The organism is Nonomuraea basaltis, from assembly GCF_005893125.1.
Lineage (GTDB): Bacteria > Actinomycetota > Actinomycetes > Streptosporangiales > Streptosporangiaceae > Nonomuraea > Nonomuraea basaltis.
Map to the genome: position 1 here is coordinate 21,093 of NZ_VCJS01000031.1, position 12,989 is coordinate 34,081.

Below are 12,989 nucleotides of genomic sequence, written 5' to 3' on the forward strand. Positions count from 1 at the left end.
GAGATCCTGCCGGATCCCGGAAGAATGCGAAACTTCCGCCGGGCCAACGTGGGCCCGGCGGTTGGTCTCCAGGGGTGTCAGTTCCCGATGTACGGCACAGCCTCGAGGATCTCGACGGTGTTCTGGCGACCGTTGGGGAGGGAGTAGGTCGCCTTCTCCCCGATCTTCTTGCCGTTGATCGCCGACCCGAGCGGGGACCTGGGCGAGTAGACGTCGATGGGCGCTCCGCTCTCCTCACGGGAGGCGAGCAGGAAGGTGACCTCGTCGTCGTCGCCGACGAACCGGATCGTCACGGTCATCCCGGGGCCCACCACCCCCTCGGTCTTGGGGGCCTCTCCCACCTGGGCGTTGTCGAGGATCTGCCGGAGGTGGAAGATCCGGGCCTCCATCTTGCCCTGCTCGTCCTTGGCGGCGTGGTAGCCGCCGTTCTCCTTCAGGTCACCCTCTTCCCGGGCGGCCTCGATCTTCTTGGCGATGTCGACGCGCCCGGGGCCAGAGAGATATTCGTACTCCGCCTTCAGGCGGTCGTACGCCTCCTGCGTCAGCCATGTGACGTTCTCATCGCGAGAGTCGGCCACGGGTTCTCCTTGCTTGCCTAGGGGGCCCTGAGATCACTTGAGGTTTCCAACGGTTGAATTGCGAAAGGCTAACAACTTAACCGCTCGAACGCTTCCCCAAATGTCTCACTATACGAGATTGCAGTACTGGATGTGGACGGAAGTGGCCTGACCACTGGTGTCGAGGCTTTCCTTGAGCTGCTTACTACCCTCACCAGCCGGGATTCTTACTTCCTTGCTGCCCACTTCCGCGTGGTTGACGTCCAGAGCCCTGATGCGGCAGACAGCCACCCTATCGTCTGCCTTGTACACCTCAAAGGTGATCTCGGCCCGTGTCGGGCCCTCGACGCTGAACGTCACCACCTGCGACGGCGCCTCCGAGCCACCGGCCGTCATCGACCACATCACGTAACCCCAGCCGCCGGCGATGATGGCCACCAGCACGCCGATCACGACGTGGACGACGAGCCTGCCGCCGCGTCTGGGACGGTCGGGCAAGTCGTCGGGTGTGCCGAGAACGGGTCCGTTCTCGACATCTCTGGTGACCATGGCGGAATCTCCCTGCACTCCCTCGGCGTTATCCGAGACAATTGTCGCCCGCGGGGGGCCCGGTACAAGACCTGACCCTCACGACCGCCCGCAGACAAAGCTAAGTGACCCGCCCGACTGAGGAGACATCGAGCCCGTGAGTGCACCGCTGAGGCTGATGGCCGTCCACGCCCACCCCGACGACGAGTCGAGCAAGGGCGCCGCGACGATGGCGCGTTATGTGCGTGAAGGCGTGGAAGTGCTGGTCTGTACCCTCACGGGCGGTGAGCGCGGATCCGTGCTCAACCCGAAGATGGACCGGCCGGAGATCGTTGCCAACATCGCGGAGGTGCGCAAGGCCGAGATGGACCGGGCGCGCGAGATCCTCGACGTCGAGCAGCGGTTCATGGGCTTCATCGACTCCGGCCTGCCGGAGAACGAGGACGAGGAGCTGCCGGAGGGCTGCTTCGCCCTGCAGAAGCTTGAGGACGCCTCCGCGCCGCTGGTGGCGGCCGTGCGCGAGTTCAGGCCGCACGTCATCATCACGTACGACGACGACGGCGGCTACCCGCACCCCGACCACATCATGACCAACAAGGTGTCCGTCGAGGCGTTCGAGGCGGCCGGCGACCCCGACCGCTACCCGGGCACCGGTGACCCGTGGCAGCCGCTGAAGCTCTACTACCAGATGGGCTTCACCAAGGAGCGTTTCGAGGCGCTGCACGAGGCGATGACCGAGCGCGGCCTCGGCTCCCCGTACGCCGACTGGATCTCCCGCTGGGAGGACCGCCCGGCGAAGTGGCCGGTGACCACGCGGGTGCCGTGCGGCGACTACTTCCACATCCGCGACGAGGCGCTGAAGGCGCACGCCACCCAGGTCGACCCCGACAGCTGGTGGTTCGTCTGCCCGCGCGAGCTGCAGCAGGAGATCTGGCCGACCGAGGACTACCACCTGGCGCGCTCGCTGGTGGACACCGAGCTGCCCGAGGACGACCTGTTCGCGGGCATCCACGCCGAGGACGTCTCCCCCGCCTGCCCCTGACCGGACCACGGGGGCCCGGTGGCACACTGGAAGTGTGACCCTTCTAGCAGCTGGTGATGTAAGTCCGGGTTTGCTGGGCTTCGTCGTCGTCGCCCTCATCGGGGTGGCCCTGTATATGCTGATCAAGTCGATGAACAAGCAGATGTCGAAGATCCAGGTGCCGCACGAGCGCGACGTGGACGACAAGAAAGCCGAGTAGATGACGATCGACTTAGTCGACAACTCGACGGAGAGCCGCTTCGAGGTTCTCGTAGACGGCAAGGTCGCCGGGTTCGCCGAATATCGCCTGCTGCCTGCCAAGATCGTCTTCACGCACACCGAGGTGCTGCCCGCGTACGAGGGGCAGGGGCTGGCGAGCAAGCTGGTCGGGCACGCGCTGCGCGCGAGCGCCGACACCGGTCTGCGGGTCGTGCCGCTCTGCCCCTACGTGGCGAAATACATCGATCGCCACCCGGAGTTCAAGGAGCTCGTGGACGCCTGATCACTCAGGAGCCGACGACCAGGCCAGCTCCAGCGCCTTCGGCAGCCCCCACCAGCCCAGCGGCGTGAGCACCTCGTCCTCGTCCACGATGCCGAGATAGGCCCACAGCGCCACCACGGACTCGAACAGTCCCTCGGTGGCGTCCAGGTCGTCCTCGTCCTGCTCGTCGATGTCGATGTCCTCGGACTCGGCGATGAGCCGCGCCATCCGCTCCGGCGAGGCCAGCACCCCTGGGCCCATCCTGGTCAGCGCCGCCACGCCGGCCAGCCAGTCGGCGTGCTGGATCGCGCAGAGGTTGGCCAGCGCCGCGTCCTCCACGCTCAGGTCCCCGTCCAGGTCGGCGAACTCCTGCAGCACGTCACCGCTCTCCGACAGGTCGGAGACCGGCCCCGCGATGCCGGCCGCCACCGCCAGCCACAGCTGCCGGTCGTCGTCGGGCATCGGCCGCTCGTCGAACCCGGCGCAGGCCCGCAGCACGTTGGCGGGGTAGCCGGGCAGCGCCAGCAGCGCGCGCAGGCGGGCCCCGGCCGTCTCCAGCTCGGCGGCGGGCAGCTCGGGCTGCTTCGGCAGCCCGCTGACGATGCGCCGCAGCTCGGCCAGCGCGAACGCCTCCTCCTCGTCCCACGCCGCGAACAGCTCCTCGTCCTGCTCATCGCTCACCACGTGGCCGGGCACCCGTCCGTCGGGCAGCGGCGTGCTGAGCCAGCGCTCCTGCAGATCCTCGTACGCCCTGCGCGCCTCCCGGTCGCCGGCCGTCAGCGCGTCCGGGTCGATCTCCCCGGAGGCGACCCGTTCCTCCAGGTAGGCGACCAGGCGGGCGAACATCTCCGCGGCCACCGGCCCGCGCTCGTCCTCCTCCGGCCAGACGAAGTAGCTGGGCGTCATGAGGATCGGCTCGGTGCCCGTGGACTCGACCCAGCGCTGCACGTCGCCGACCGTGGCGACGCCCGACTCGATGGAGCTGAGCGTCGCCTTGGCGGAGTCCCAGAACGGGAGCGACAGCGGGTTGCCGGCCGACATCATCGCGCGCCGCAGGTCGGGCAGCGCCACCAGCGCCACGCCCGAGGGCACGGCGAGCAGGGCCCTGGCCACGTCCCTCCGTGTGAGGGCGGTCGCCGGGCGGCCGGCGTGGGCGCAGACGAAGTCCATATCCACGCTCCGTAACCTACGCCGTCCCGACCTTCCGAGTCAGCTGAAGAATCCGTGGATCCCTCCAGCGCCCAGCCCTACCGGCCACGTGGCGGCGCGCACACGACTCGGCCACGGGGGCGGCGGCACCCGCACACAGCCCCTCGGGCGATGCACCCGCGGGCGGGGCATGGAGCCGCAGCAGGGCGGAAGCAGCTGGTCAGAAGCACAGGAGCCAGGGCGGATTAGGCTGAAGCGAGGAGGTCATGATGAACCGCTTGAAAGACGCCACCAGCCCCTACCTGCTGCAGCACGCCAGCAACCCGGTGGACTGGCACCCGTGGGGCGAGGATGCGTTCGCGGAGGCCCGGCGCCGCGACGTGCCGCTGCTCATCAGCGTGGGCTATTCAGCGTGCCACTGGTGTCACGTCATGGCCCATGAGAGCTTCGAGGACACCGACACCGCGCGCCTCATGAACGAGCACTTCGTCAACGTCAAGGTCGATCGCGAGGAGCGGCCCGACGTGGACGCCGTCTACATGGGCGCCACGCAGGCCATGACGCACCAGGGCGGCTGGCCCATGACGGTGTTCGCGACGCCCGAGGGCCACCCGTTCTACTGCGGCACCTACTTCCCGCGCCCCAACTTCCAGCGCCTGCTCACCGAGGTCCACAGGGTGTGGACGGGCGACAGGGAGTCCGTGCTGAAGCAGGGCGCGAAGGTGGTCGAGGCGCTCAACACGCACACCACGCTGCCCAGCGGCGCCCTGCCCGGCGAGGAGACGCTGGCGCAGGCCGTAGAGAATCTGCGGGAGTCGTACGACCCCGTGAACGGCGGGTTCGGCGGCGCGCCCAAGTTCCCGCCGTCCATGGTGCTGGAGTTCCTGCTGCGGTCCGGCGAGCGCGAGATGAGCGGTAAGACGCTCGGGTCGATGGCCCGCGGCGGCATGTACGACCAGCTCGGCGGCGGGTTCGCCCGCTACAGCGTTGACCCGGAGTGGGTCGTGCCGCACTTCGAGAAGATGTTGTACGACAACGCGCTGCTGCTGCGGGTCTACACGCACTGGTGGAAGGCGGGCGGCGGCGAGCTGGCGCGGCGGGTGGCGCTGGAGACGGCGGACTGGCTGCTGCGCGAGATGCGTACCCCCGAGGGCGGGTTCGCCTCGGCGCTGGACGCGGACAGCGAGGGCGTGGAGGGCAAGTTCTACGTCTGGGCGCCCGAGCAGCTCCGCGAGGTGCTCGGCGAGGACGACGGCCGGTGGGCGGCCGGGCTCTTCGAGGTCACCGGCACGTTCGAGCACGGCACGTCCGTGCTGCAGCTCCTGCGCGACCCCGAGGACGCCGAGCGCTACGCGAGCGTCCGAGAGCGGCTGTTCGCCGCCAGGGAGCAGCGGGTACGTCCCGGGCGCGACGACAAGATCGTGGCCTCGTGGAACGGCCTGGCCATCGCGGCGCTGGCCGACACCGGCGTGGCGTTCGAGCGGCCCGATCTCGTGGCGGCGGCCTCGGCGGCGGCGGAGCTGCTGGCCGGCACGCACCTGGTCGACGGCAGGCTGCTGCGCACGTCGCGGGACGGCCGGGCGGGCACGAACGCCGGCGTGCTGGAGGACTACGCGAACCTGGCGGAAGGGCTGATCTCGCTGTACGGCGTGACCGGCGAGGCCAGGTGGCTGCGGCTGGCGGGATCGCTGCTCGACGTCGTGCTGGACAGGTTCGCCGACAGGGCGGGCGGCTTCTACGACACGGCGGACGACGCCGAGCGACTGTTCCAGCGGCCGCAGGACCCCACGGACAACGCCACCCCCTCGGGCCAGTACGCGGCCGCGGGCGCCCTGCTCTCCTATGGCGCGCTGACCGGCTCGGCCCGGCACCGGGAGGCCGCCTACGCCGCGCTCGGCACCGTGTCCGTGCTGGCCGCGGGGCATGCCAGGTTCGCGGGGTGGGGGCTGGCCGTGGCGCGGGCCGCGCTGGACGGTCCCGTCGAGGTGGCCGTCGTCGGCCCGCCCGGTGACCCGCGCACTGCGGCGCTGCACCGGGAGGCCCTGCTGGCGGACGCGCCCGGCCTGGTGGTCGCGCTCGGGACCGGCGACTCCGGCGCCATGGGCACCTCGGGCGATCCGCTCATGCCCGGCGGCGAGGTGTTCCCTGCGCTGCTCGAAGGCCGCGGCCCGGTCGGCGACGCGCCCGCGGCCTACGTGTGCAGGGGGTTCACCTGCCGGATGCCGGTCACGACGGCCGAGGCGCTGCGGGCCGAGCTGGCGTCCCGGTAAGGGCGCGTCAGCCTGCCGGAGCGATAACGGCGCGTCATGCTGACGGGCCGGTAACGGCGCGTCATGCTGACGGGCCGTCCCGGTCGCCGGTGACCCTGGGGTCGACGTCCGGGGACGGCTGGTCGGGGGCCTGCGTGGGCGGCGGGGCGGTCTGCTCGGGCTGCTGGTCGCCACGTCCGCCGTCGTCCGGCTGCTCCGTCACGGGCGGGTCGGAGAACGGCGGCTCGCTGGGCTCGGGCTCGGACGTGTTCCACTCGTCCGGGTTCGCCGGCGGCGTGTAGTCCTGCTCGGGCACGTCCGTGTCCCGGTCCGGCGTCGAGTAGTCGGGGGTGTACCCGTACTCGGACGGCTTCGGGAACTCCTCGACCGGCTCGCCCTCCATGGCCTCGGTCATGAACGCCCGCCAGATCTGCGCGGGCAGCTGGCCGCCGAACTGCGTGCCGTACCCGGGGATGGTGACCGTGGCGTTGTCGTCGCGGAACATGTTGACCGCCACCGCGAGCTGCGGCGTGAACCCGTTGAACCAGACCTGTCGTGACTTGTCGGTGGTGCCCGTCTTGCCGGCCACCGGGCGGTCGTAGAGCCGGGCGGCGGTGCCGGTGCCGTACTTGACGACCTGCTGCATCGCGTACGTCGTGTCCGCTGCGGCCTGCTCGCCGATCACCTGCGTCGAGACCGCCTTGACGACGTCCTTGTGGCCGGTGCTGTCGGTGACCGACTTGACCACGTGGGCCTCCATGTGGACGCCCTTGTTGGCGAACGTGGAGAAGCCGGAGGCGTTCTGGACGGCGCTGACCGAGGCCACGCCGAGCGGGAAGGAGACGGCGCTCTGGTGCTTCTCCAGCTGGGCGGCGGGGATTCCGGCCGACTCGGCGGTCTTGGCGACCTTGTCCAGGCCGACCTTCTGGCCGAGGTCCACGAACGCGGTGTTGACGGAGTTCTGGGTGGCGCTCACCAGGTTGATCTGCCCGTACGAGCGCCCGCTGTCGTTCGGGATGGGCTTGGAGGCCGACGCGACGCGCAGCGGCGAGTTGCCGTCGACCCTGGTGGACAGGTCGAAGCCGTTGTCGAGGGCGGCGGCCAGCGTGTACGGCTTGAACGTCGACCCGGCCATCACCGTGGCCGAGAACGCGCTGTCGTAGTAGGCCGACTGCGAGGGGCGCCCGCCGTAGAAGGCGACGACCTCGCCGGTGCCGGGATCGACGGCGGCCAGCCCGGTGCGGACCTTCTTGGGCGTGTTCTCGGGCAGCACGTCCTTGACCGCCCGCTCGGCCGCCGCCATGAGCTTCTTGTCGAAGGTGGTGACGATCTTCAGCCCGCCGCCCTTGATGTCCTCGTCGGTGTAGCCGCGCCGGTTGAGCTCGGCGGTCACCTGCTCCAGCATGTATTGAGCCTGGCCCTTGAGCTCGAACGGCTTCTTCGGCGCCGTCAGCTCGGGGAACCGCTCGGCGGCCACCTGCTCGGGCGTCAGCGCGCCCGTCTGCCCCATCGCGTTGATCACCGACTGCCAGCGGGCCTTGGCCGCCGCGAGGTCGGAGCCCTTGGGGTCGGCGAACCGGCTCGGCTGCTGGATCACCGCCGCGAGGTAGGCTCCCTCGGCCACGGTGAGCTTGTCGACGTCCTTGCCGAAGTAGGCGCGGGCGGCCGACTGCACACCGTTGGCGCCGCGGCCGAAGTAGATCGTGTTGAGATACTGCTCCAGCACCCAGTCCTTCGACTTGGACTGGTCGACCTTCATCGCGATGAGGATCTCTTTGAACTTGCGGGTGACGGTGCGTTCCTGGCTGAGGCCGCTGTAGTAGTTGCGGACGAGCTGCTGGGTGATGGTCGAGCCGCCCTGGAGCTGCGCCCCGGTGACGGTGGACCAGACGGCCCGCGCGGTGCCCTTGGCCGAGACGCCGGCGTCCTCGTAGAACGAGCGGTTCTCCGCCGCGATGACGGCCTGGCGCACGTGCTCGGGCACCGTGGCCAGTTTGACGAGCTTGCGGTCGATGCCCTGCCGGGCCAGCACGCTCTTGCCGTCCCGGTAGTAGATCACCGAGCCCTGCGCGGTGGCCTCTTTCTGGGTGCTGTCGGGAATGGGAGTCATGGCCCACGCGATCGCGAAAAGGCCTGCCAGCACGGCGATTCCGGCGCCACAAGAAATCAGCAGAAGTCGGAGAATCCGCCGCCGCTTCTTCATCCCTTTCCCACCACCGCTCCGCACCCTCGACCCCCCTCGGCAAGCGCTGCCCAACCTCCGCGAGCTGGGCGAATGCCAAGGCTAAACGATCGATGACGGTGCCTCGTCCCCTTGCGATACTACGACGGCCGTCCCTCGCGACGCGGAACATCGGCGACCAACGGCAGCACTCGGTAGGGAACCGGGGTGTCCAGGGCGATGATCGAATTAGTCCTGAGTACGCCCTGAACCTCGACGATCTGGTCGATAACCCGCTGCAGATCGGCGTTCGTCCGGGCCACCACGCGGCAGAGCAGGTCGCTGTCGCCGGTGATGGTGTGCACCTCCAGCACCTCGGGGATGCGGGCGAGCCGGTCCGCCACCGGATCGTGCCCGGCGACCTGCCTGATCTCCATGGTGACGAACGCGGTGACGTCGTAGCCGAGTGCCGCGGGCGACACGTCGGGCCCGAACCCGGTGATCACTCCCCGGACGGTCAGCCGGTCGAGCCTGGCCTGTGCGGTGCCGCGCGCCACGCCGAGCCGGCGCGAGCACTCCAGCACGCCCAGGCGGGGCTCCGCGGCCAGGAGGGCGATCAGCCGGGCGTCGAGATCGTCGATCGTCATGCTGTACAGGATTACCCGACTTTCCCCGAGATGACTAGGCAGGTTGTGCACTCCTCAAGGTAACTCTTGCGCAAGTCGTCTAGAGAAATCGAGAGTTAGAGGTATGAGTGATGTTTTTCCGGTTAACGGCATGGATGCCGTGGTGTTCGCCGTGGGCAACGCCAAGCAGGCGGCCCACTACTACTCGGCCGCGTTCGGCATGAGGCTGACGGCCTACCGCGGGCCGGAGAACGGCAGCCGCGACGAGGCGGCGTACGTGCTGACGTCCGGCAGCGCCACGTTCGAGCTCCGGGGGTCGCTCCGGCCCGGCACGGACCTGGCGCGGCACGTGGCCGAGCACGGCGACGGGGTGATCGACCTGGCCATCCAGGTGCCCGACGTCGAGGGCGCGTACGCCCACGCCATCGCACATGGGGCGAAGGGCCTGGTGGAGCCGTACACGATGGAGGACGAGCACGGCAAGGTGCAGCTCGCGGCCATCGCCACCTACGGCGAGACGCGGCACACGCTGGTCGACAGGTCCAACTACGGCGGCGCCTACCTGCCCGGTTACGTGCCCGCCGAGCCGCTGGTCGCGCCGCCCGCGACCAGGCACGGGCGGCTGTTCCAGGCCATCGACCACTGTGTCGGCAACGTCGAGCTGGGCAAGATGGACGAGTGGGTGGAGTTCTACCGCAATGTCATGGGCTTCACCAACATGGCCGAGTTCATCGGCGACGACATCGCCACCGAATACTCGGCGCTCATGTCCAAGGTCGTGGCCGACGGCACGCGCAAGGTCAAGTTCCCGCTCAACGAGCCGGCCGTGAGCCGCAGGAAGTCGCAGATCGACGAGTACCTCGAGTTCTACTGCGGCCCGGGCGTGCAGCACATCGCGCTGGCCACCAACGACATCCTGACCACGGTCGACCACATGCGGGCGGCAGGCGTTCGGTTCCTGGACACGCCGGACTCGTACTACGACGATCCCGAGCTGCGGGCGCGCATCGGAAAGGTGCGGGCGCCGATCGAGGAGCTGAAGAAGCGCGGGATCCTCGTCGACCGGGACGAGGACGGCTACCTGCTGCAGATCTTCACCCAGCCGGTGCAGGACCGGCCCACGGTCTTCTTCGAGCTGATCGAGCGGCACGGCTCGCTCGGGTTCGGCAAGGGCAACTTCAAGGCCCTGTTCGAGGCGATCGAGCGCGAGCAGGAACGCAGGGGCAACCTGTAATTTGTCCCGACTTGGTGGGGGCGATCACGAAATCATGGGATCGCCCCCACCCGAGCCGGATCCTCTTCGGACCGACGCAAGGAGGCCCTCCACGACAAGGCCGCCAGGGCGGTCGTGATGACCTCCTGACGCAGCGTAATATTCTGATTACGGACCGAAGGGGGCTCGTTCGCCTATGCGTTCCAACCGGCGCGGGGTGGCAGTGCTGGCGGCGCTGATCAGCGTGCTCGCCTGCGCGCCCACCGACGAGTCGCCGTCCCCGGCCGGCCACCGGGCGGGCGCCCCCGGCATCGGCGACCCCGACTTCCCCAGGGACGGCAACGGCGGCTACGACGTCGCCCACTACGACGTCGTCATCGACTACACCCCGGCGAGCAAGCGGCTCGAGGGCGTGACCACCATCGAGGCCGCCGCCACCCACGGCCTGTCGGCCTTCAACCTCGATCTGGCCGGGCTCGACGTGCACGAGGTCACCGTCGACGACTCCCCCGCCACCTTCACCCGCCAGGGCGACGAGCTCACCGTGCGGCCCGCCGGGCCGATCGACGAGCGCGACCGGTTCACCGTGAAGGTGAGCTACGCGGGCACGCCGAACGCGGCCGATGCCTCCGCCGACCTGGGCACGTACGGCTTCCTGCCGACGCCCGACGGCGCGTTCGTGGCCTCCGAGCCCAACGGCTCCAAGACCTGGTTCCCCGCCAACGACCACCCCGCCGACAAGGCCACCTTCGACTTCACGATCACCGTGCCCGCCGGGCTGACGGCCCTGGCCAACGGCGAGCGGGCCGGGCAGCCGACGACCACGGGCGGCAAGACCACCTTCCGGTGGCGCGAGCGGCACCCGATGGTGACCTATCTGGCGACGGCCACGCTGGGCAAGTTCGAGCTGCGCGAGGGCCGCACGCCCGGCGGCATCCCCAACCTGGCGGCCGCCGACCCCAGGTTCAGCAGCACGCTCGACGGCCTCTACACGACCTCCGCCGAGGTCACGGACTATTGGGCCACGGTCTTCGGCCCCTACCCGTTCGGGTCGACCGGCGGCGTGGTCGACGACTACGCCGCCGGATACGCACTGGAAAACCAGACCAAGCCGCTCTACGGCGGCTTCAACCCGGACGAGAGCATCATCGTCCACGAGCTGGCGCACCAGTGGTTCGGCAACAGCCTGAGCATCAAGCGGTGGAAGGACCTCTGGCTCAACGAGGGCTTCGCCACGTACGCGGAGTGGCTGTGGTCCGAGCGCAAGGGCAGGAGGACGGCCGAGACCACCTTCAAGAAGTTCCACTCCCGCCCGGCCACCGACCCGATCTGGTCCTACCCGCCGGGGCGGGCCAAGCCCGGCGACCTGTTCAACCTGTCGATCTACACGCGCGGCGCCATGACGCTGCACGCCGTGCGCCGGGCCGTCGGCGACCAGACGTTCTTCGCGCTGCTCAGGGCGTGGGCCACCGAGCACCGCTACGGTCACGTCACGACGGACCAGTTCATCGAGCTCGCGGAACGGATGTCGGGCAAGGACCTCGGCGCCCTCTTCGACGCCTGGCTCTTCCAGCCCCGCCGCCCCGCCTGACCAGAGGGGAAACGCTTTTCGTCGCTCGGTCCAAGTACTGGTGTAAGGCGAACGACGAAAGGGAGTGGGGCCATGCGCCTCGACGAAGACCCCGCGGCCTTTGAGGCCTTTTATCGCCGCCACGTTGATGCCGTGCTGAAGTTCGTGGCCCGGCGGGTGAGCGACCCTCACCTCGCCGCGGACCTGACGGCGGACATCTTCCTGGCGGCCCTGGACTCGGCTCACACTTATGTCCCCGGCCGGGGCAGCGAGACCGCATGGCTGTACGGCGTAGCGCGCAACGTCGTGTCGGCCCAGCATCGCAAAGCGGCCAGGGAGGCGCGGGCCACCGGTCGTGTCGCGGGTCGCCGGCTGATGGACGACGACGATCTCGTCAGGATGGAGGAGCGGATCGACGCCGAGCGCCGGATGCGCAGCGCTCTGGAGGCCCTGGCCGAGCTTCCCGAGGGAGAGCGTGCCGTGCTGGAGCTCGTGGCGATCGACCAGCTCACCGTCTCCGAAGCCGCCGCGGCCCTGGGCATCAGGCAGGTGACCGCACGAGTCCGCTTGCACCGGGCCAGACGAGCCCTTGAAAACGTCGCTTCGCCAGCACCTGTGTACGTGGAAGGACAGGCATGAGCAACTTCGAAGAGCGCCTTCTCAGTGCACTCAAGGAAGAGATCACGACGAGAACGGCGGAGGACAAGATGACAACGGTTACACCGGTTCAGCGCGGCTCACGGCGGCGTTTCGCAGGGCTGTCCGCCGCGGTGGCGGGGGTCGCGGCGGCCGCCACGGCCGTGGTGGTCATGACCGGGATCGCCGGCGGCCCGGCGTACGCGGTGACCAAGGCCGCCGACGGGGGCGTGAGCGTGCAGATCAGCTCGTTCACCGACCCCGAGGGGCTGGAATCCGAGCTGGCCGACGCCGGCGTCAAGGCGGTGGTCGACTACCTGCCGTTCGGGCAGACCTGCAAGGAACCGCGCGGCCGGCACGGCGGCGCGAGCGGGCAGTTCACGACGAGCATCGGCAAGGACGGCGACGGGATCTCGTTCAAGATCGAAAAGGGTCAGGTTCCGGCGGGCGAGACGCTCGTCCTGGCCGTCACCAAGAGCAAGGACGGCGACGACAAGCCGCCGTTCGCGACCTCTCTCCAGCTCGTCAACGGGGCGGTCGCGCCCTGCGAGGCGACCGCGATGCCGCAGCCTCCGTCCGGCGGTGGCGGCACCACCGAGGAGAAGCAGGACGACGGGCCCGGTCTCAACTCCAAGACCGAAGGCGAGGACAGCGGTCCCAGCCAGGACCAGGTGACCAAGTAGCAGCCCATCCAGGGCCGGCGATCTCCTCACTTCGCGAATCGCCGGCCCGCACCAGGCCCGGCGGCCTCTCTGCTCTGACAGCCGACCGGGCGACCAGGCCCGGCGGTCCTCCCGA

General features: G+C 69.4%; 13 protein-coding genes. 8 read left to right on the forward strand and 5 right to left on the reverse strand.

Translation table 11 applies throughout. The annotated features are described in order from the left end of the window. Positions 1–77: 77 nt before the first annotated feature. Both greA and EJK15_RS17025 read right to left on the reverse strand, forming a co-directional pair. Positions 78–578, reverse strand: a complete 501-nt coding sequence (gene greA, locus EJK15_RS17020; protein WP_138711410.1) for a transcription elongation factor GreA — start codon at positions 576–578, stop codon at positions 78–80. A gap of 108 nt (positions 579–686) precedes the next feature. Then, complete coding sequence (locus tag EJK15_RS17025) at positions 687–1,106, reverse strand: DUF4307 domain-containing protein (protein WP_138711411.1); 420 nt, start codon at positions 1,104–1,106, stop codon at positions 687–689. A gap of 136 nt (positions 1,107–1,242) precedes the next feature. Between EJK15_RS17025 and mca the strand changes: the two genes are divergently transcribed. The 3 genes from mca to EJK15_RS17035 are packed head-to-tail and all read left to right on the forward strand — an operon-like array spanning position 1,243 to position 2,608. Then, the gene (mca, locus tag EJK15_RS17030; RefSeq protein ID WP_138711412.1) at positions 1,243–2,127 is read left to right on the forward strand and encodes a mycothiol conjugate amidase Mca; all 885 of its coding nucleotides are present in this window, start codon (positions 1,243–1,245) and stop codon (positions 2,125–2,127) included. A 34-nt stretch (positions 2,128–2,161) separates the two neighbouring features. Then, on the forward strand, positions 2,162–2,326 hold the full coding sequence (locus EJK15_RS70615) for a hypothetical protein (RefSeq protein ID WP_171074351.1): 165 nt from the start codon (positions 2,162–2,164) through the stop codon (positions 2,324–2,326). Then, entirely contained in the window at positions 2,327–2,608 is a 282-nt protein-coding gene (locus tag EJK15_RS17035) for a GNAT family N-acetyltransferase (RefSeq protein ID WP_138711413.1), read from the forward strand. Here the strand turns inward: EJK15_RS17035 and EJK15_RS17040 are convergent, their stop codons facing one another. Next, the gene (locus EJK15_RS17040; RefSeq protein WP_138711464.1) at positions 2,609–3,757 is read right to left on the reverse strand and encodes a hypothetical protein; all 1,149 of its coding nucleotides are present in this window, start codon (positions 3,755–3,757) and stop codon (positions 2,609–2,611) included. Between the two features lie 245 nt (positions 3,758–4,002). Here EJK15_RS17040 and EJK15_RS17045 point away from each other — a divergent pair, with 245 nt between their 5' ends. Beyond that, positions 4,003–6,006, forward strand: a complete 2,004-nt coding sequence (locus EJK15_RS17045; RefSeq protein WP_138711414.1) for a thioredoxin domain-containing protein — start codon at positions 4,003–4,005, stop codon at positions 6,004–6,006. A gap of 61 nt (positions 6,007–6,067) precedes the next feature. On the opposite strand, the gene EJK15_RS17050 is transcribed toward EJK15_RS17045, so the two are convergent. Further along, positions 6,068–8,095 carry a transglycosylase domain-containing protein gene (locus EJK15_RS17050; RefSeq protein ID WP_240777024.1) on the reverse strand — a complete coding sequence of 676 codons (2,028 nt, stop codon included), beginning with the start codon at positions 8,093–8,095 and terminating at the stop codon, positions 6,068–6,070. Positions 8,096–8,307: 212 nt separating this feature from the next. Next, positions 8,308–8,793 (reverse strand): Lrp/AsnC family transcriptional regulator, encoded by a 486-nt coding sequence (locus EJK15_RS17055; protein WP_138711415.1) that lies wholly within the window; start codon positions 8,791–8,793, stop codon positions 8,308–8,310. A 103-nt stretch (positions 8,794–8,896) separates the two neighbouring features. On the opposite strand from EJK15_RS17055, the gene hppD reads away from it, so the two are divergent. From hppD to EJK15_RS17075, 4 genes are all read left to right on the forward strand, one after another. Beyond that, on the forward strand, positions 8,897–10,006 hold the full coding sequence (gene hppD, locus EJK15_RS17060) for a 4-hydroxyphenylpyruvate dioxygenase (protein ID WP_138711416.1): 1,110 nt from the start codon (positions 8,897–8,899) through the stop codon (positions 10,004–10,006). Between the two features lie 175 nt (positions 10,007–10,181). After that, the gene (locus tag EJK15_RS17065; protein ID WP_171074352.1) at positions 10,182–11,576 is read left to right on the forward strand and encodes a M1 family metallopeptidase; all 1,395 of its coding nucleotides are present in this window, start codon (positions 10,182–10,184) and stop codon (positions 11,574–11,576) included. A 72-nt stretch (positions 11,577–11,648) separates the two neighbouring features. After that, entirely contained in the window at positions 11,649–12,194 is a 546-nt protein-coding gene (locus tag EJK15_RS17070) for an RNA polymerase sigma factor (protein WP_138711417.1), read from the forward strand. Next, positions 12,191–12,874 carry a hypothetical protein gene (locus EJK15_RS17075; RefSeq protein ID WP_138711418.1) on the forward strand — a complete coding sequence of 228 codons (684 nt, stop codon included), beginning with the start codon at positions 12,191–12,193 and terminating at the stop codon, positions 12,872–12,874. Before EJK15_RS17070 ends, EJK15_RS17075 begins: the two co-directional genes overlap by 4 nt. The last annotated feature ends 115 nt before the right edge of the window (positions 12,875–12,989 follow it).